Here is a 17995-nt window from a genome sequence, read left to right on the forward strand (position 1 = left end):
TAGAATGCCTGCAGCTAGGTCAGCGGTGACCGACTTCGAGAATTGAATGGAAGGTCACTGGATGACGTCTTTGCGTGGACGCCGATCGTGCCTGGCAGCCACGATCGCCACCGTTGCCGTGTTTGCCGTCGCGTGCGGTGGCAACCACGCGGCCGCGCCGGCGAAGGTCATCTTCGACAAGGGCACTCCGTTTGCCGATCTGCTGGTCCCCAAGCTCACCTCCTCGGTGTCCGACGGCGCCGTCGGCGTGACGGTGGATGCGCCGGTGACGGTGAGCGTCGCCGACGGCGTGCTCGCGTCGGTCACCATGGTCAACGAAAACGGCAGGTCGATCAGCGGGAAGTTGAGCCCCGACGGCCTGCGCTGGTCCAACACCGAGCAGCTCGGCTACAACAGGCGCTACACGCTGAACGTCAAGGCGACCGGGCTGGGCGGTGCGGCCAGCAAGCAGATGACCTTCGCGACCAGTTCACCCGCCCACCTGACCATGCCGTACGTCAGTCCGGTCGACGGCGATGTGGTGGGCATCGGCGAGCCGGTGGCGATCCGCTTCGATGAGAACATCGCGGACCGGGCGGCGGCCCAGAAGGCCATCACCATCACCACGAACCCGCCGGTGGAGGGCGCGTTCTACTGGCTCAACAATCGCGAAGTACGTTGGCGCCCAGAACATTTCTGGAAGTCAGGAACGGCCATCGACGTGGCCGTCAACACCTACGGGGTGGACCTGGGCGACGGGATGTTCGGTGAGGACAACGTCAAGACGCACTTCACCATTGGCGACGAGGTGATTTCGACCGCCGACGACACCACGAAAACGGTGACCGTGCGGGTCAACGGTGAAGTCGTCAAGACCATGCCGACGTCGATGGGCAAGGACAGCACGCCAACGGCCAACGGCGTCTACATCGTCGGCGCGCGGTTCAAGCACATGATCATGGATTCGTCGACCTATGGGGTTCCGGTCAACTCGCCCAACGGATATCGCACCGAAGTCGACTGGGCCACCCAGATGTCCTACAGCGGAGTCTTTGTGCACTCGGCGCCGTGGTCGGTCGGCGCCCAGGGCCACACCAACACCAGCCACGGATGCCTGAACGTCAGTCCCAGCAACGCCGAATGGTTCTACGACCACAGCAAGAGCGGCGACATCGTCGAGGTTGTGCACACGGTGGGCCCGACATTGCCGGGCACCGAGGGGCTCGGTGACTGGAACATCCCGTGGCCGGAGTGGAAAGCGGGCAACGCCAACACCTGACCGGTCCGGTCAGTCGATCTTGTGCCAGCTCCCGCAGCTTCTGGTCATGAACGCGGTATCGGTCGGCAAGATCCGAACCACCTGGGGGCCGTCGCCGACGTTGTTGTCGATGATGTCGTTCGTGTCGAAACTGCGCAGCCTCGCCCAATAGCAGCCGTATTTGCCGCCGTCGGTGCGATAGGTGCCCGCCGCGATGTCCTTGTTGACGATGTAGGTGCCGTTAGCCTCGATCGACGTCTTCGGTCCCGGCGGGGGTGGCGGGGCGACGGTCTTCGTCACCGTTTTCGTCTCCGCCGGCGGGGTCGATATGACCGTCGTCGACGTGTGGCTCGACCCTCCGCAGCCCGCGAGAAACAGCGCGACGGCCGCGACGGCGGGCCGCATCGTGGGCGAGGCGGGACGTTGTCTCTTCACTGCTTTCCACTCACGGGTGCAACAGCGGCGCGCGGAGTCGCTACCACCGTAAAAGGTCAGGGAGCAACGATGCTCCCTGACCAGTGGGGTGAGTGACGGGACTCGAACCCGCGACATTCAGGATCACAACCTGACGCTCTACCAACTGAACTACACCCACCATGGCTGTGTGCCGACCGCAGGCCTGCACGCGCAGCGACTGTAGATACTAGCGGCTCGGCGGGGCGCTGGCCGAATCACTGGGTTCCGGTGCGTCATCTCCGCCGTCCAGGTCGGCGACCACCGCCTCGATTTCGCTGGTAGACGGGCCCGGTGGGGAGACGAAGGCGGTGCGCCGATAGAACTGCAATTCGCGGATCGATTCATGGATGTCGGCAAGTGCGCGGTGGGCGAGCCCCTTGGCGGGCTGACCGAAGTAGATCCGCGGATACCAGCGCCGGCAGAGCTCTTTGATCGAACTCACATCGATCATGCGGTAGTGCAGGAACGTGTCCAGAGCGGGCATGTCGCGCACGATGAACGCGCGATCGGTGGCGATCGAGTTTCCGGCCAGCGGCGCCGTCTTGGGTTGCTTGACGTGTTGGCCGATGTAGTCCAGCACCATCGCCTCGGCGGTCGCCAGGTCGACGGCGGATGCCCGCACCTCGTCGATCAGCCCGGAGCGCGAGTGCATTTCGGTCACCACGTCACCCATCGCCGCGAGGGCGGCGTCGTCGGCGTGGATCACCACGTCCACACCGTCGCCGAGGATGTTCAGCTCGGCGTCGGTGACCAGCGCCGCGATCTCGATCAGCTTGTCCGAACCGAGATCGAGCCCGGTCATCTCGCAGTCGATCCACACCAATTCGTCGCGCACAGGGCTCACACTAACGGGCGCATACGACGTCCGTGCTGGCCCTCGCCCCCGGATCCGCCCGCAAAGTAGGGTGAGCGTTGTCGAACTGCATGCCGAATCACTGGGGAAGAGGGGCGCAGCACGATGAGCACCGATTCAGCGGCGACACCGGCGAGCCGGATCGCGGACGGCTACGCGGTCGGCGGCCAGGCACTGGAATTGGGCACCGTCGTGGTCGACGGCGCCGCCGACCCGACGGCGCAGATCCGCATTCCGTTGGCGACCGTGAACAGGCACGGGCTGGTGGCCGGCGCCACCGGAACCGGCAAGACCAAGACGCTGCAGCTGATCGCCGAACAGCTCAGCGCCGCGGGCGTGCCCGTGCTGATGGCCGACGTGAAGGGCGACCTGTCCGGGCTGTCCACACCGGGAAAGGGCGACGACAAAACCGCGGCGCGTGCCCGCGACACGGGAGACGACTGGACCGGGACGGGCTTCCCGGTGGAGTTCCTGTCGTTGGGCACCGGCGGGCTCGGCGTGCCGGTGCGGGCCACCGTCGACAGTTTCGGCCCGGTCCTGCTGTCAAAGGTGTTGGGGCTCAACGCTACTCAGGAGTCGACGCTGGGGCTGATCTTCCACTGGGCCAAGGAGAAGAACTACCAGCTGGTCACCCTGGCCAACCTGCGTGACGCCATCACCCACCTGACCAGCGACGAGGGCAAGGCCGATCTGAAATCCCTTGGCGGTGTGTCGTCGACGACGGCCGGCGTCATCCTCCGCGCGCTGGTGAACCTCGAGGGCGAGGGCGGCGACACGTTCTTCGGCGAGCCGAAGCTCGACCCGAACGATCTGCTGCGCGTCGATGCGGGCCGCGGCACCATCTCGCTGCTGGAGTTCGGCGGACAATCGTTGCGGCCGGTCATCTTCTCCACCTTTCTGATGTGGTTGCTGGCCGACCTGTTCACCGTCCTGGACGAGGTGGGCGACATCGACAAGCCCAAGCTGGTCTTCTTCTTCGACGAGGCGCACCTGCTGTTCGCCGACGCGTCCAAGGCCTTCCTCGAGCAGGTCGAGCAGACCGTCAAGTTGATCCGCTCGAAGGGCGTCGGGGTGTTTTTCTGCACCCAGTTGCCCACCGACCTGCCCAACGATGTGCTGTCCCAGCTGGGCGCCCGGATCCAGCACGCGCTGCGGGCGTTCACGCCCGACGACCAGAAGGCGCTGTCCAAGACCGTGCGCACCTACCCGAAAACCGATGTCTATGACCTGGAGTCGGCGTTGACGTCGCTGGGGATCGGCGAGGCCGTCGTGACCGTGCTCTCCGAGAAGGGCTCTCCCACCCCGGTCGCGTGGACCCGCATGCGGGTGCCGCGCTCGCTGATGGCGTCGATCGGCAACGACGCGATCGAGGCTGCGGCGAAAGGCAGTGCGCTGCAGGAGAAGTACGGCAAGACGGTTGAGCAACCGTCGCAGCCCCAGGCCGGCCCGGCGGGTACGCAAGCGCAACCGCCGCAGGCCCAGTCCGACTACCCGCCGGTCCCTTCGAACGACCCCGTCCCGCCGATGCCGGAGCCCGCGGAGCCCAAAGGGCCGAGCTTGCTAGAGAGGCTCTGGCACGACCGCGAGGTACAAAGCGCAGTAAACACGGGAATCCGCGAGATCATCAGGCTAAAGTTCGGCGGACGTCGCCGCCGAAAGTAGCAGGGGCCGTACGTCGCGAGCGTAACCTGGTTGCGAAAATCCGGGCCGCAAATCGCAGCCACGTCACGCTCGCGGGGCTTGCCCGCCCGGCGCCTACCCGCCGCCGAGCTTTTTGTAGAACGCGCCCACGATGGGTGCGACGATGGCGCGCGGTGCGTAGCCGCTCGCCACGGACATGGCCTTGGACGTCAGGCCGGGGACGACGCGCATTTTGTTGCGGCCCAACGAATCCAGGGACACCCGAGCGGTGTGTTCCGTCGAGATCCACAGGAAGTCCGGCACCAGCCGCTCCACGATCGACGCCTCGGTGTCGGCGGGCAGGTCGGTGCGGACCGGCCCGGGCGCCAGCAGCGTCACGTTGACCCCGGACCCGCGCAGTTCACCGCGCAGCGATTCGGTGAAGGTATTGACGAAGGCCTTGGTGGCGGCGTAGGTGGCGTTGTAGGGGATCGGCGAATTGCCGGCCGCCGAACCGGAAATCAGGATGCCGCCGGCCTTGCGCTCGACCATGCCGGGCAACACCGCCAACGTAAGGTCGTGCACCCCTAGGACATTGAGCTGCAATTGAGCCTTCTCGCCGGCCGGATCGAGCGTGGCAACCGGACCGAAGGTCGCGGTGCCCGCGTTGGCGCACAGGATCGAGATGGGGCGGGCGGCCAGCTCGTCGCACAGCTTCGCGCGTTCGCCCGGGTCGGCCAGATCGGCGGGTCGCACGTCGACGGTGACGTGATACTTGTCGGTCAGGCGGGCGGCCAGATCCTTCAGCAGATCCTCGCGTCGCGCGGTGACGATCAGATTGTGTCCGCGGGCGGCAAGTTCGGTGGCGAGCGCTTCACCGATGTTCTGCGAAGCTCCGGTGACAACGGCGCGCGCCTCAGGGCTTGGAGCGGGTATCGGCATGCGCCAATCGTAGACAGCCGGCGAATCGCCATCCGCAGGCGATCGCCGGCGCCGCTAGAGTGCCGGGCATGAGTCAGCCGGAGTTGCGTTCCGCCGCGCCCATGCGATCTCGCGTGGTGGCGTGGGCGCTGTGGGACTGCGGCTCGACCGGTCTGAACGCGATCGTGGCCACGTTCGTCTTCGCCGTGTATCTGACCAGCAGCGTCGGGGTGGGCATCGGGGGCAGCACCACGCCGGCGAGCTGGCTGGGCCGAGCCGCGGCCATCGCCGGGCTGACCGTCGCGGTGCTCGCGCCCGCCGTGGGCGTGTGGGTGGAGTCCCCGCATCGCAGGCGGGTGGCCCTGAGCGTGCTGACCGCCGCGGCGGTGACGCTGACCTGCTTGATGTTCTTCATCCGCGACCGGCCCGGCTACCTGTGGGCGGGTCTGGTGCTGTTGGGGGCGACGGCGGCCTGCGGCGACCTGGCCAGCGTCCCGTACAACGCCATGCTGCGCCAGCTTTCGACGCCGCAGACGGCCGGGCGGATATCCGGATTCGGCTGGGCGGCCGGCTACGGTGGCAGCGTCCTGCTGTTGCTGGTGATCTACACCGGATTCATCTCCGGATCGGGCTCGGGACCGGGCGCGACGCGCGGACTGCTGCGAATTCCCTTGCAGGACGGGCTTTATGTCCGCGAGGCGATGCTGGTGGCCGCGGCCTGGCTGGCGGTGTTCGCGCTGCCGCTGCTGTTCGTGGCGCAACGACTGAGCGAGCCGGCCGAGGTGTATCAGCCCACGAGCATGTTGGGCGGTTACCGGAAGCTGTGGACGGAGGTCTCCGCGGAATGGCGCCGCGACCGCAACCTGGTGTACTTCCTGGTCGCCAGCGCGCTGTTCCGCGACGGGCTGGCGGCGATCTTCGCCTTCGGTGCGGTCCTCGGCGTCAACGTGTACGGCATCTCCCAGGCGGACGTGCTGATTTTCGGGGTGGCGGCCTGCGTGGTCGCCGCGGTGGGCGCGGTGCTGGGCGGGTTCGTCGACCACCGGGCCGGATCGAAGCCGGTCATCGTGGCCTCGCTGGTCGCGATCATCACCCTGGGGCTGACCTTGATGGTGTCGTCCGGACCGGTGGCCTTCTGGGTCTGTGGGCTGCTGCTGTGCATGTTCATCGGCCCGACGCAGTCATCGTCGCGCGCCCTGCTGCTGCAGATGGCCAAACACGGCAGGGAGGGCGTCGCGTTCGGGCTCTACACGATGACCGGTCGGGCGGTGGCGTTCCTGGCGCCGTGGCTGTTCTCGGTGTTCGTCGACGTATTCGGCGCCGTGCGTGCCGGCCTCGGCGGGATTTCACTGGTCTTGATCGCCGGGCTGCTGGCCATGCTCGTGGTCCGCGTTCCGCAGCGCGGCGAGCCGGTCACCGAACTCTCGTAAGCGGGTCGCCGCCTCGAGCGTCGGCGATATTCACGTCCGCGCCGCGAAGCGGGGCTCAGCCCCTGGCGTCGCAGATGGTCAGCCCGCCACCGACGCGCTTGCTGACCTGAACTCCGTCGACGGTGACGGTGCAGGTGACGCTGTGCCCGATGTTGACGATCGTGACGTTGGCCGGGTGGACGGCCGATTTCGCAAGGCTGACCTGCTTGCTCCACGGCAGCGCGACGTTGAATTCGGTCTGGATGAGGTCGCCGGTGTCGATGTACATGATGCTGATCGCGCGACCTTCGCCCGTGACCGTGTAGACGACATCTTGCATCGCCGCCGGACCGGTCGTCGAGGTGGGCAGCTCCGGGCCGCTCGTCGGGGGTATCGGCGCGGGGACGAGGGTGGGCGACTTACGCGCCGACGGGGTGGGGCTCTCCGTTGTCGTTTCCGGCATCGCCGGCAACGGCGGGACCGCGGTCTGGGTCTTGATCGCGTCGTTGGCGAGCGCCAGTGCGATCACCAGCGCGACGACCAGCAGCACCGCAACGCCGGCGGCGACCCACAGCCAGCGCGGCGATTTCGGCCCTTCGGGCGGTGGGGGAGCCAGGCCGTGGGAGTGCGGGTCGTCCGACGCGGGGACGTCCCGTTGCCAATACGCCGGCAGCGGCCTTGTCGTGTTGGTCTCGTTGGCGGTGGGCGCCCAGGGCGACATCGTCCCGCCATAGGTGGGGGCATACGGCGTCTGATCGGCGTATGCGGGATCGGCGGGCGGGGCGTACCCCGGCTGCTGCGGCCCCGGTAGCGATGGACTAAACCGCTCGGTGGGACGTGAATCGTTCATGTCCACCTCATGGCTTGCAGGGTACCTGGGCGGGGCGCTGAAGCGCTTACTCACGGTGCGACGGGGAGCTCAGGGGCACCGATTTCCGGCCGCGAGGGCGGCGACGGTCATCGCCCGCATGACGGCGCGCGATCGTGCGGCGCGCACGCTCTTGCTGCGCGACGCGTCGGGGGATTTCATGCTGTGCGGCGTCGAATTCAGCAAGCCGAACACGGCGTGCGCGCTCAGCCGGGCGTCGGCCTCGGCCAGCTCGGGGTTCAGCTCGCGCAGCACCCCCACCCAGACCTCGACGTATTGGCGCTGCGCTTTGCGCACCTGCTTTTCGGCCTGTTCGGGCAGGTACGCCAGGTCGCGATCCTGGATGCGGATCAGGTCCGGTTCGGTCAGGACGAAGTCGAGATGGAAGTCGATCAGGCCGTCGAGCGCGGCCGCGGCATCCGAGCTGTGGGTCCGCACCTGCCGTGCGCCGGCGAGCAGCCGGGTGCTGATGCCCACCAGCAATTCGACCAGAAGCGATTCCTTGTTGGGGAAATGCCGGTAGATGGCGGGACCGCTGACGCCGGCCGCGGCGCCGATGTCTTCCAGTCGTACGGCGAGAAATCCGCGTTCGGCGAACAGCCGCTCGGCGGCGGACAGCAGTTGCAGGCGGCGGTCGGATTTCAACTGGCTCCGCCGATTTGGGGCCTCGGCGCCGCCGGCCTGGCCTTCGGAGGCAGGCGTTGTCATGACGGACCTCCGTGTGATGAATCGTCACCAACGTAGCACGAGTTATTCGCAATTAACTCGCATTATTCGCCGGGTGCGGTGCCGCTGGACCGGCAACGGCGGTAATGGTATTCTCAAGCCCCGAGTTAATGAGCATTAACTCAGCTGGACCGCCCGAGGGCAAGGAGGCTGCTGCGGCGATGGACAACGTGATGACCTCGCCCGCGAAGGCTCCCGGGGCGTCGTTCGCCGATGAGCACCGCCGGCTGGTCGGCGAACTGAACGCCCGGCTGGCCGCGGCGGCGCTCGGCGGCAACGAGCGGGCGCGGGAACGCCATGTCAGCCGCGGGAAACTGTTGCCACGCGAACGGGTGGACCGCCTGCTCGACCCCGGCAGCCCGTTCTTGGAGCTCTCACCGCTGGCCGCCGACGGCATGTACGACGACGAATCTCCCGGGGCCGGCATCATCACCGGAATCGGCCGTGTATCGGAGCGCGAGTGCGTGATCGTCGCCAACGACGCGACGGTCAAGGGCGGCACCTACTACCCGATGACGGTCAAAAAGCACCTGCGCGCCCAGGAGGTGGCGCTGCAGAACCGGCTGCCATGCATCTACCTGGTGGACTCCGGCGGGGCCTTCTTGCCGCGCCAAGACGAGGTCTTTCCGGACCGGGAGCACTTCGGCCGCATCTTCTTCAACCAGGCAACCATGAGCGCCAAGGGAATTCCGCAAGTCGCCGCGGTGCTGGGTTCGTGCACGGCGGGCGGCGCCTACGTGCCGGCGATGAGCGATGAGGCCGTCATCGTGCGCGAGCAGGGCACGATCTTTCTGGGCGGCCCGCCACTGGTCAAGGCGGCGACGGGCGAGATCGTGTCGGCCGAGGACCTCGGCGGCGGCGACCTGCACTCGCGGGTTTCCGGTGTCACCGACCACCTCGCCGACGACGACGAGCACGCGTTGCGGATCGTCCGCTCGATCGCGGCGACCTTCGGGCCGCGTGAGCCCAGCCCGTGGGAGGTGCAGCCCCCCGTCTCGCCGCGGTGCGCGCAGACGGAGCTCTACGACGTGGTGCCGCCGGACCCGCGGGTGCCCTACGACGTGCACGAGGTCATCGTGCGACTGGTGGACGGCGGCGAATTCAGCGAATTCAAGGCGAATTACGGCAAGTCCCTGGTGACCGCGTTCGCCCACATCCACGGCCACCCGGTAGGGATCGTGGCCAACAACGGGGTGCTCTTCAGCGAATCCGCCTTGAAGGGCGCACATTTCATCGAATTGTGCGACAAGCGAAAGATCCCGCTGTTGTTTTTGCAGAACATCGCCGGGTTCATGGTCGGCCGGGATTACGAGGCCGGCGGCATCGCCAAGCATGGCGCCAAGATGGTCACCGCCGTCGCCTGCGCCCGGGTGCCCAAACTGACCGTCGTGATCGGCGGATCCTATGGGGCGGGCAACTATTCGATGTGCGGCCGGGCGTATTCGCCGCGATTCCTGTGGATGTGGCCCAACGCCCGGATCTCGGTGATGGGTGGCGAACAGGCCGCCTCCGTGCTGGCCACCGTGCGCGGTGAGCAGCTCACCGCGGCGGGCAAACCGTGGTCGGCCGACGAGGAAGAGGCGTTCAAGGCGCCCATCCGCGGGCAGTACGAGGACCAGGGCAACCCCTATTACTCGACGGCCCGGCTGTGGGACGACGGGATCATCGACCCAGCCGATACGAGAACCTTTGTCGGGCTTGCTCTTTCGGTGTGCGCCCAAGCGCCATTGGAACCCGTCTCCTACGGCGTCTTCCGGATGTGAGTGCAATGTTCGAGACAGTATTGGTGGCCAACCGCGGCGAGATCGCGGTGCGGGTGATCCGGACGCTGCGCCGGCTGGGCATCCGGTCGGTGGCCGTCTACAGCGACCCCGACGCCGGCGCGCGGCACGTCCTCGAGGCCGACGACGCGGTGCGGCTGGGGCCCGCCGCGGCCCGCGAGAGCTACCTGAACATCGACAAGGTCGTCGACGCGGCCGTGCGCACCGGATCTCAGGCGATCCACCCGGGATACGGATTCCTCTCCGAGAACGCCAATTTCGCGGCGGCGTGCGAGCGGGCCGGTGTCGTGTTCCTGGGGCCTCCCGCGCAGGCGATTCAGGTGATGGGCGACAAGATCACCGCCAAGAACGCGGTCGCCGCCTTCGACGTCCCGGTGGTCCCCGGCGTGGCCAAACCGGGGCTGAGCGACGACGACCTGGTCGCCGCCGCCGACGAGGTCGGATACCCGGTCTTGATCAAGCCGTCGGCGGGCGGCGGCGGCAAGGGCATGCGCCTGGTGGACGAACCGGCCAAGCTGCGCGAGGCGCTGGTGGGTGCCCGACGCGAGGCCGCCTCGTCGTTCGGCGACGACACGCTGTTCCTGGAACGGTTTGTGTTGCGCCCCAGGCACATCGAGGTGCAGGTGCTCGCCGACACGCACGGCAACGTCGTGCACCTCGGCGAGCGGGAGTGCAGCCTGCAACGGCGCCATCAGAAGGTCATCGAGGAGGCGCCCTCGCCGTTGCTCGACGAGGCGACCCGGGCGCGCATCGGCGCGGCCGCCTGCAGCACGGCGCGCAGCGTCGACTACGTCGGCGCGGGCACGGTCGAGTTCATCGTCTCCGCCGACCGTGCGCAAGATTTCTTTTTCATGGAAATGAACACCCGCCTGCAGGTCGAGCACCCGGTGACCGAGGCGGTCACCGGGCTGGACCTGGTGGAGTGGCAGCTGCGCGTCGGCGCCGGCGAGAAGCTCACGTTCGCCCAGGACGACATCGAATTGCGCGGGCACGCGATCGAGGCCCGGGTGTACGCCGAGGATCCGGCGCGCGGATTCCTGCCCACCGGCGGCCGGGTGCTGCAGGTCTTCGAGCCCTCCGGCAACGGGGTGCGGGTCGACTCGTCGCTGCTGCCCGGCACGCTGGTCGGCAGCGACTACGACCCGATGCTGAGCAAGGTGATCGCGCACGGGGACGACCGTGACGAGGCGCTGGCGAAACTCGACCGGGCGCTGAGCCACACGGCAATCCTGGGCGTGCAGACCAATATCGAGTTCCTGCGGTTCCTGCTCGCCGACGAGCGGGTTCGGGCCGGCGACCTGGACACCGCCCTGCTCGATGAGCGGCTGGCGGACTTCGCGCCGCTGCCGGCCCCTGATGACGTGCTCGCCGCGGCCGGCCTCTACCGACAATCGGCTCTCGCCTCCCGGGCCCACCGCTTCGCGGGCAATCCCTGGGCGGCGCCCACGGGATGGCGCGTCGGCGGCAGCGCGGCGCCGGTTCGCACCGACATGCGCACCCCGCTGCGCAGCGAGACCGTGTCGGTGTGGGGGCTTCCCGGCGCCGCCACGGTGCAGGTCGGCGACGCGGAAACCTGTTCGGCCGCTGTGCAAGTCGAACCCGCACGAATGAGCGCGGTGATCGACGGCCTGCGCCGCGACTACCGATGGGCCGAAGCCGACCGCCACCTGTGGATCGCCGACGAGCGCGGCACCTGGCATCTGCGCGAGGCCGAGGAGAACAAGATCCACCGCGCCGCGGGGGCGCAGCGGGCGGAAATCCTCAGTCCGATGCCGGGCAGCGTCATCGCCGTCCAAACCCCCTCCGGCACCGCCGTTTCCGAAGGCGACGTCGTGGTCGTCGTCGAGGCGATGAAGATGGAACACTCGCTGGCCGCACCGGTTTCCGGACAGGTGGAGGTGCTGGTCTCGGTGGGTGATCAGGTGACCGTGGATCAGGTGCTGGCCCGGCTGATCCCGGAAGAAGAAAGCAAGGACGAGACATGACCACATCCATCAGCGCGGGGACGCTGCCCAAGGAATACGAAGACCTTCGCGACACCGTCGCCGAGTTCGCGCGCACCGTCGTCGCCCCCGTGTCGGCCAAACACGATGAGGAGCACAGCTTCCCGTACGAAGTCGTCGCCAAGATGGGGGAGATGGGCCTGTTTGGCCTGCCGTTCCCCGAGGAGTACGGCGGCATGGGCGGCGACTACTTCGCGCTGGCGCTGGCGCTCGAGGAACTCGGCAAGGTCGACCAGTCGGTGGCGATCACGCTCGAGGCCGGGGTGGGTCTGGGCTCGATGCCCATCTACCGGTTCGGTACCGAGGAACAGAAGCGCACGTGGCTGCCGGACCTGACCGCCGGCCGGGCGCTGGCGGGCTTCGGGCTCACCGAGCCCGGTGCCGGGTCCGACGCGGGCGCCACCCGCACCACGGCCCGGCTCGAGGGCGGTGAGTGGGTGATCAACGGCAGCAAGCAATTCATCACCAACTCGGGCACCGACATCACCTCCCTGGTCACCGTCACCGCCGTCACCGGCACCGTCGGGGCGGACAAAAAGGAGATCTCGACGATCATCGTGCCCAGTGGCACACCGGGATTCACCGTCGAACCAGTCTACAGCAAGGTGGGCTGGAACGCGTCGGACACCCATCCGCTGAGCTTCGCCGACGCCCGGGTCCCGGAGGAGAACCTGCTCGGCGCGCGTGGGCGGGGCTATGCGAACTTCCTGTCGATCCTGGACGAGGGTCGCATCGCGATCGCCGCGCTGTCGACCGGGGCGGCGCAGGGCTGCGTCGACGAGAGCGTCAAGTATTCCAAGGAACGCCAGTCGTTCGGCCAGCCGATCGGCTCCTACCAGGCGATCAGCTTCAAGATCGCGCGAATGGAAGCGCGTGCCCACGTCGCCCGCACGGCGTACTACGATGCCGCTGCAAAGATGTTGGCGGGCAAGCCCTTCAAGAAGGAGGCGGCCATCGCGAAGATGATCGCGTCGGAAGCGGCGATGGACAACGCCCGCGACGCAACGCAGATCCACGGAGGGTATGGCTTCATGAACGAGTATCCGGTGGCGCGTCACTACCGCGACAGCAAGATCCTCGAAATCGGTGAGGGCACCACCGAGGTGCAGCTGATGCTCATCGCGCGTTCGCTGGGCCTGTCATGACGGACGGCAAGCGCGGCCGCACAGTCGGCGAGCGTGAATCTGGCGACGCCGCATCGGCGCGTCCCGTCACTGAATCCACAGTCGGCGGTGGGCGGAGCATTGTCCAGCGCGGCTTGTGGTTTGAAGAGTTCGAGATCGGCACCACCTACCTGCACCGGCCCGGCCGCACGGTCACCGAAGCCGACAACGTCTTGTTCACCACGCTGACCATGAACACCCAGTCGCTGCACCTCGACGCCGCCTGGGCGGCCGAGCAGCCGGGCTTTCGGGGCGAGCGGCTGGTGAACTCCATGTTCACCCTGTCCACGGTGGTGGGGCTCTCGGTGTCGCAGCTGACGCTCGGCACCATCGTGGCCAACCTCGGCTTCTCCGAGGTGTCCTTCCCCAAGCCCGTCTTCCACGGCGACACCCTCTACGCCGAAACCGTGTGCACGGCCAAGCGCGAGTCGAAGAGCCGGCCCGGCGAGGGCATCGTCACCCTCGAGCACACCGGGCGCAATCAGCACGGCGATGTCGTCGCGCGCGCCGTGCGCACCACGCTGGTCCAGAAGCGCCCGGCCGACCAGGAGGCCAAGTGAACCTGCACGCCGCCGGCCCCGGATGGCTGTTCTGCCCGGCCGACCGGCCCGAACGTTTCGCGAAGGCCGCCGCCGCGGCCGACGTGGTGATCCTCGACCTCGAGGATGGCGTGGCCGAGGCGGACAAGCCCGCCGCCCGCGAGGCGTTGCAGGGGACGCCGCTGGATCCCGAGCGCACCGTGGTGCGGATCAACGCGGCCGACACCGACGAATACCCCCGCGACCTCGAGGCCCTCGCCGAGACCGCCTACACGACGGTGATGCTGTCCAAGACCGAATCGGCGGCGCAGGTGGAGGCGTTGGCCCCGCGCGACGTGATCGCGCTGCTGGAGACGCCGCGCGGCGCGGTGTTCGCCACCGAAATCGCGGCGGCGCAGGGCACGGTGGCGCTGATGTGGGGCGCCGAGGACCTGGTTGCCACGCTCGGCGGTAGCTCCAGCCGCTGGGCCGACGGGACATACCGGGATGTCGCGCACCACGTGCGCTCGACGGCTCTGCTCACCGCGTCCGCCTTCGGCCGGGTGGCGCTCGACGCGGTCCACCTGGATATCCGCGACCTCGACGGCTTGCGGACCGAGGCCGAGGACGCCGTCGCGCTGGGGTTCGGCGGGACCGTGTGCATCCACCCCAGCCAGATCCCGGTGGTGCGCGAGGCGTATCGCCCCAGTGAGGACAGGCTGGACTGGGCGCGACGAGTGTTGACGGCCGCGCGCAGCGAGCGAGGGGTCTTCGCGTTCGAAGGGCAGATGGTCGACTCGCCGGTGCTCAAACACGCGCACATGACGTTGCGCAGGGCGGGTGAGGCCGTCCCCGACTGACGGCCCCGGCTGTTCAGCGACACCGCCCGGCGCGGCCCAGCGCGACACGTTCCGCAGTCTTCGCAATCAGCGCGGTCTCTTCTGATTTGAGGGCATAATGGGGAATACGCCAGTGTCGCGGCGAGCGAAGCCTTTCGTGTAGCTGGCGATCGACTTCCGCTCGCGGTAGGTCTCGGCTGACCGTTTGCTGGGACCCGCTGTGGCTCGTGGGGCCACGCGGCGCCCGGCGAGGGAGGCGGTGTGGCGCAGATGTCTCAGATGCCCATGGCGGTCGACCTCGAACCGGTGCAACTCGTCGCCGCCGATGGCTCGCCGACATCCGAACGCCGTTACGGCCGTGACCTTCCCGCCGAGACGCTGAGCTGGCTCTACGAGATGATGGTGATCACCCGGGAACTCGACGCCGAATTCGTGAACCTCAAGCGGCAGGGCGAGCTGGGCCTCTTCGCATCCTGCCGCGGCCAGGAGGCCGCCCAGATCGGTGCGGCGGCGTGCCTGCGCAAAACCGACTGGCTGTTTCCCCAATATCGGGAGCTGGGCGCCTTTTTGGTGCGCGGCATCCCGCCCGGGCACGTAGGGGCCGTGTGGCGCGGAACCTGGCATGGCGGCCTGGACTTCACCAAGAAGTGCTGCGCCCCGTTCTCCATTCCGATCGGCACCCAGACCCTGCATGCCGTGGGCGCGGCGATGGCCGCCCAACGGCTGGGCGAAGATTCGGTGACGCTGGCCTTCCTCGGCGACGGCGCCACCAGCACGGGAGATGTGCACGAGGCGCTGAACTTCGCCGCCGTGTTCACCACGCCCTGCGTGTTCTTCGTGCAGAACAACCAGTGGGCGATCTCGACGCCGATCGACAAGCAGACCGCCGCACCCTCGCTGGCGCACAAGGCGATTGGCTACGGCATGCCCGGAATTCGGGTGGACGGAAACGACGTCCTGGCCTGCTACGCCGTGACGGCCGAGGCCGCCGCCCGCGCCCGCGCCGGCGGCGGCCCGACGTTGATCGAGGCGGTCACCTACCGCCTGGGCCCGCACACCACCTCCGACGACCCCAGCCGGTACCGGACACAAGGCGAAGTCGATCACTGGCTGGCGCTGGACCCGATACCGCGGTACCGCGCCTATCTGCGGGCCCAGGGCCTGTGGTCAGAACGCTTGGAGGAACGGGTCATTGGCCGGGCACAGCGAATGCGCACCGAACTGCGCGACGCGATGGTCGATGCGCCCGATTTCGACATCGACGAGGTGTTCACCTCGGTGTACGCCGATATCACGCCGGGATTGCAGGCGCAGCGCCAGCAGCTGCGGGCCGAACTCGACGGAAGTGATTGAGAGGCGTCAATGACTCAGCTCGCTGATCGTCCGGCCGGCCATGACGAAACACGCACCGCGGCAGTGGAAAGCGTGGCGCTTGGTGCGCAGCCGTTGACCATGGTGCAGGCGCTCAACCGCGCCCTGCACGACGCGATGGCCGCCGACGATCGGGTGCTGGTGTTCGGCGAAGACGTCTCGGTCGCGGGAGGGGTGTTCCGCGCGACCGAGGGACTGGCCGAGGCGTTCGGCGAGAGTCGTTGCTTTGACACGCCGCTGGCGGAGTCCGCCATCATCGGGATCGCGGTGGGGCTGGCGTTGCGTGGCTTCGTGCCGGTGCCCGAGATTCAGTTCGACGGGTTTTCCTACGCGGCCTTCGACCAAGTGGTCAGCCACCTGGCGAAGTACCGTACCCGCACCCGCGGCCAGATCAACATGCCGGTGACCGTCCGGATCCCGTCGTTCGGGGGAATCGGTGCCGCAGAACACCATTCGGATTCCACCGAGACCTATTGGGCGCACACCGCCGGGTTGAAGGTGGTGGTGCCGTCCAGCCCCTCCGACGCGTATTGGCTGCTGCGCCACGCGATCGCCTGCCCGGACCCGGTGATGTTCCTGGAGCCGAAGCGGCGCTACCAGGGCCGCGGCCTGGTCGACGCCACCCGGCCCGAACCACCGATCGGGCGGGCGATGGTGCGCCGGCCGGGCACCGACGTGACGGTGGTGACCTATGGGAGCTTGGTCGGCACGGCCGTCGGCGCCGCCGACGAGGCCCAGCGCCAGCGTGGTTGGAGCCTGGAGGTCATCGACCTGCGGTCACTGGCGCCCCTGGACTTCGACACCGTCGCCGCGTCGATCCACCGGACCGGGCGCTGCGTGGTGATGCACGAGGGCCCGCGCACCCTCGGGTTCGGGGCGGAGCTGGCCGCCCGCATACAAGAGGAAATGTTCTACGAGCTGGAGGCGCCGGTGTTGCGCGCGTGCGGGTTTGACACCCCCTACCCGCCGGCCCGGTTGGAGAAGTGGTGGCTGCCGGGCCCCGACCGGCTACTGGACTGCGTCGAGCGCGCTTTGGAACAGCCATGACCGGCCCGTCCGCGCAAGAGCGGGTCAAGCCGTTTCGGGTCCCCGACCTCGGCGAGGGGCTCGAAGAAGTGACGGTGACGCACTGGAACGTCGCGGTGGGCGACGACGTCGAGCTCAACCAGGTGTTGTGCACGGTGGAGACCGCCAAGGCCGAGGTGGAGATCCCCAGCCCGCACGCCGGGAGGGTCGTCGAAATGAACGGCGCCGAGGGCGATGTGCTCAAGGTGGGGGCGGTGCTGGTGCAGATCGACACGGCACCGGGAAGCGGCGAGCCGCCGGCGGCCGCGACGGCGCCGCCCACATTGGTCGGCTACGGTGCCGATGCCGGCGTCGACAGCAGCCGGCGGACGGGGCGTCCGCTGGCCGCCCCTCCGGTGCGCAAACTCGCCAAACAATTGATGGTCGACCTGGCGTCGTTGCCGCACCGCGCCGGGGCCGTCATCACCCGCGAGGATGTGCTGGCGGCGGCCGGCGGGACCGGGAACGGGGCCGATGTCCGATCGATTCGTGGCGTGCAGGCCCGGATGGCGGAGAAGATGGCCTTGTCGCACAAGGAGATTCCGCCCGCAAAGGTCACCGTCGAGGTGGACTGCACCGAGTTGGTGCGGCTGTCCGATCGGCTCCGCACGAAGGATCAGAAAATAACACCCTTCGTGCTGACGCTGCGGCTGCTGGTCATCGCGTTGCGCCACAACGAGATTCTGAACTCGACCTGGGTCGACTCGCCGCAGGGCCCGCAGCTGCGCGTCGACCACCGAGTGCACCTGGGCATCGCCGCGGCCACCCAACGCGGGCTGCTCGTCCCGGTGCTGGCCGACGCCCACGCCAAGACGACACGCGAATTAGCTGCTCGCGCAGCCGAATTGATCGCCGGCGCGCGTGCGGGCACCCTGACGCCGAACGAGCTGACGGGTTCGACGTTCACCGTGTCGAACTTCGGGGCGCTGGGTGTCGACGACGGCGTGCCGGTGATCAATCACCCCGAAGCGGCCATCCTCGGGATGGGAGCGATCAAGCCGCGGCCGGTGGCCCTGGGCGCCGAGATCGTGGTGCGCCCGACGATGTCGCTGACCTGCGTGTTCGATCACCGCATCGCCGATGGCGCACAGGCGGCCCAATTTGTCTGCGAGTTAAGGGATCTGATCGAGTCACCCGAGATCGCGCTGCTGGATTTGTGACGCGC

16 protein-coding genes and 1 tRNA gene are annotated in these 17995 nt (G+C 68.1%); 11 read left to right on the top strand and 6 right to left on the bottom strand.

Translation table 11 applies throughout. From position 1 onward, the window contains the following. Window positions 1-46 precede the first annotated feature (46 nt). Window positions 47-1258, top strand: coding sequence for a L,D-transpeptidase (locus AC0KTM_RS05595; protein ID WP_225327057.1), 1212 nt, complete (start codon window positions 47-49; stop codon window positions 1256-1258). A 9-nt stretch (window positions 1259-1267) separates the two neighbouring features. Here the strand turns inward: AC0KTM_RS05595 and AC0KTM_RS05600 are convergent, their stop codons facing one another. The 3 genes from AC0KTM_RS05600 to orn form a co-directional block, all read right to left on the bottom strand. After that, window positions 1268-1642, bottom strand: coding sequence for a hypothetical protein (locus tag AC0KTM_RS05600; protein WP_238958004.1), 375 nt, complete (start codon window positions 1640-1642; stop codon window positions 1268-1270). Window positions 1643-1756: 114 nt separating this feature from the next. After that, window positions 1757-1832 (bottom strand) — tRNA-His (locus AC0KTM_RS05605). Window positions 1833-1880: 48 nt separating this feature from the next. Beyond that, on the bottom strand, window positions 1881-2528 hold the full coding sequence (gene orn, locus AC0KTM_RS05610) for an oligoribonuclease (RefSeq protein ID WP_225327058.1): 648 nt from the start codon (window positions 2526-2528) through the stop codon (window positions 1881-1883). Between the two features lie 123 nt (window positions 2529-2651). On the opposite strand from orn, the gene AC0KTM_RS05615 reads away from it, so the two are divergent. Next, entirely contained in the window at window positions 2652-4208 is a 1557-nt protein-coding gene (locus tag AC0KTM_RS05615) for a helicase HerA-like domain-containing protein (protein WP_238957495.1), read from the top strand. Window positions 4209-4301: 93 nt separating this feature from the next. On the opposite strand, the gene cmrA is transcribed toward AC0KTM_RS05615, so the two are convergent. After that, window positions 4302-5108, bottom strand: coding sequence for a mycolate reductase (gene cmrA / locus AC0KTM_RS05620; RefSeq protein WP_225327060.1), 807 nt, complete (start codon window positions 5106-5108; stop codon window positions 4302-4304). A 68-nt stretch (window positions 5109-5176) separates the two neighbouring features. Here cmrA and AC0KTM_RS05625 point away from each other — a divergent pair, with 68 nt between their 5' ends. After that, entirely contained in the window at window positions 5177-6517 is a 1341-nt protein-coding gene (locus AC0KTM_RS05625; RefSeq protein WP_225327061.1) for an MFS transporter, read from the top strand. A 55-nt stretch (window positions 6518-6572) separates the two neighbouring features. Here AC0KTM_RS05625 and AC0KTM_RS05630 read toward each other — a convergent pair whose 3' ends face one another. Together AC0KTM_RS05630 and AC0KTM_RS05635 are read right to left on the bottom strand one after the other, a co-directional pair. Beyond that, window positions 6573-7352 carry an MmpS family transport accessory protein gene (locus tag AC0KTM_RS05630; RefSeq protein ID WP_238957496.1) on the bottom strand — a complete coding sequence of 260 codons (780 nt, stop codon included), beginning with the start codon at window positions 7350-7352 and terminating at the stop codon, window positions 6573-6575. Window positions 7353-7415: 63 nt separating this feature from the next. Continuing rightward, window positions 7416-8072, bottom strand: coding sequence for an SACE_7040 family transcriptional regulator (locus tag AC0KTM_RS05635; RefSeq protein ID WP_225327063.1), 657 nt, complete (start codon window positions 8070-8072; stop codon window positions 7416-7418). A 191-nt stretch (window positions 8073-8263) separates the two neighbouring features. Here AC0KTM_RS05635 and AC0KTM_RS05640 point away from each other — a divergent pair, with 191 nt between their 5' ends. The 8 genes from AC0KTM_RS05640 (at window position 8264) to AC0KTM_RS05675 (ending at window position 17990) form a co-directional block, all read left to right on the top strand. Then, on the top strand, window positions 8264-9853 hold the full coding sequence (locus AC0KTM_RS05640; protein WP_472417379.1) for a carboxyl transferase domain-containing protein: 1590 nt from the start codon (window positions 8264-8266) through the stop codon (window positions 9851-9853). A gap of 5 nt (window positions 9854-9858) precedes the next feature. Then, window positions 9859-11856: an acetyl/propionyl/methylcrotonyl-CoA carboxylase subunit alpha gene (locus AC0KTM_RS05645; RefSeq protein WP_472415147.1), complete on the top strand. Its 1998-nt coding sequence runs from the start codon at window positions 9859-9861 to the stop codon at window positions 11854-11856. After that, a complete protein-coding gene (locus AC0KTM_RS05650; protein WP_225327065.1) occupies window positions 11853-13019 on the top strand; it encodes an acyl-CoA dehydrogenase family protein in 1167 nt (388 codons plus the stop codon). The genes AC0KTM_RS05645 and AC0KTM_RS05650 overlap by 4 nt, the downstream gene beginning before the upstream one ends. Continuing rightward, complete coding sequence (locus AC0KTM_RS05655) at window positions 13016-13597, top strand: MaoC family dehydratase (protein ID WP_472415149.1); 582 nt, start codon at window positions 13016-13018, stop codon at window positions 13595-13597. The genes AC0KTM_RS05650 and AC0KTM_RS05655 overlap by 4 nt, the downstream gene beginning before the upstream one ends. Further along, window positions 13594-14415 carry an HpcH/HpaI aldolase/citrate lyase family protein gene (locus tag AC0KTM_RS05660; protein ID WP_238957500.1) on the top strand — a complete coding sequence of 274 codons (822 nt, stop codon included), beginning with the start codon at window positions 13594-13596 and terminating at the stop codon, window positions 14413-14415. The genes AC0KTM_RS05655 and AC0KTM_RS05660 overlap by 4 nt, the downstream gene beginning before the upstream one ends. A gap of 249 nt (window positions 14416-14664) precedes the next feature. Then, window positions 14665-15747: a pyruvate dehydrogenase (acetyl-transferring) E1 component subunit alpha gene (gene pdhA / locus AC0KTM_RS05665; protein WP_225327167.1), complete on the top strand. Its 1083-nt coding sequence runs from the start codon at window positions 14665-14667 to the stop codon at window positions 15745-15747. A 9-nt stretch (window positions 15748-15756) separates the two neighbouring features. Then, window positions 15757-16812 carry an alpha-ketoacid dehydrogenase subunit beta gene (bkdB, locus tag AC0KTM_RS05670; protein ID WP_238957501.1) on the top strand — a complete coding sequence of 352 codons (1056 nt, stop codon included), beginning with the start codon at window positions 15757-15759 and terminating at the stop codon, window positions 16810-16812. Beyond that, the gene (locus AC0KTM_RS05675; protein ID WP_238957502.1) at window positions 16809-17990 is read left to right on the top strand and encodes a dihydrolipoamide acetyltransferase family protein; all 1182 of its coding nucleotides are present in this window, start codon (window positions 16809-16811) and stop codon (window positions 17988-17990) included. The genes bkdB and AC0KTM_RS05675 overlap by 4 nt, the downstream gene beginning before the upstream one ends. Window positions 17991-17995: the final 5 nt, after the last annotated feature.

This window comes from Mycobacterium sp. NTMscope_Eco_3 (genome assembly GCF_976985685.1).

What these genes read in the sequence shown, in the direction of transcription:
- AC0KTM_RS05655 (WP_472415149.1), top strand. Translation starts at nt 13,016, where the DNA reads ATGACGGACGGCAAGCGCGGCCGCACAGTCGGCGAGCGTGAATCTGGC.
- AC0KTM_RS05650 (WP_225327065.1), top strand. Translation starts at nt 11,853, where the DNA reads ATGACCACATCCATCAGCGCGGGGACGCTGCCCAAGGAATACGAAGAC.
- AC0KTM_RS05595 (WP_225327057.1), top strand. Translation starts at nt 47, where the DNA reads ATGGAAGGTCACTGGATGACGTCTTTGCGTGGACGCCGATCGTGCCTG.
- AC0KTM_RS05625 (WP_225327061.1), top strand. Translation starts at nt 5,177, where the DNA reads ATGAGTCAGCCGGAGTTGCGTTCCGCCGCGCCCATGCGATCTCGCGTG.
- AC0KTM_RS05675 (WP_238957502.1), top strand. Translation starts at nt 16,809, where the DNA reads ATGACCGGCCCGTCCGCGCAAGAGCGGGTCAAGCCGTTTCGGGTCCCC.
- AC0KTM_RS05640 (WP_472417379.1), top strand. Translation starts at nt 8,264, where the DNA reads ATGACCTCGCCCGCGAAGGCTCCCGGGGCGTCGTTCGCCGATGAGCAC.
- AC0KTM_RS05615 (WP_238957495.1), top strand. Translation starts at nt 2,652, where the DNA reads ATGAGCACCGATTCAGCGGCGACACCGGCGAGCCGGATCGCGGACGGC.
- bkdB (WP_238957501.1), top strand. Translation starts at nt 15,757, where the DNA reads ATGACTCAGCTCGCTGATCGTCCGGCCGGCCATGACGAAACACGCACC.
- cmrA (WP_225327060.1), bottom strand. Translation starts at nt 5,108, where the DNA reads ATGCCGATACCCGCTCCAAGCCCTGAGGCGCGCGCCGTTGTCACCGGA.
- AC0KTM_RS05635 (WP_225327063.1), bottom strand. Translation starts at nt 8,072, where the DNA reads ATGACAACGCCTGCCTCCGAAGGCCAGGCCGGCGGCGCCGAGGCCCCA.
- pdhA (WP_225327167.1), top strand. Translation starts at nt 14,665, where the DNA reads ATGTCTCAGATGCCCATGGCGGTCGACCTCGAACCGGTGCAACTCGTC.
- AC0KTM_RS05600 (WP_238958004.1), bottom strand. Translation starts at nt 1,642, where the DNA reads ATGCGGCCCGCCGTCGCGGCCGTCGCGCTGTTTCTCGCGGGCTGCGGA.
- AC0KTM_RS05645 (WP_472415147.1), top strand. Translation starts at nt 9,859, where the DNA reads ATGTTCGAGACAGTATTGGTGGCCAACCGCGGCGAGATCGCGGTGCGG.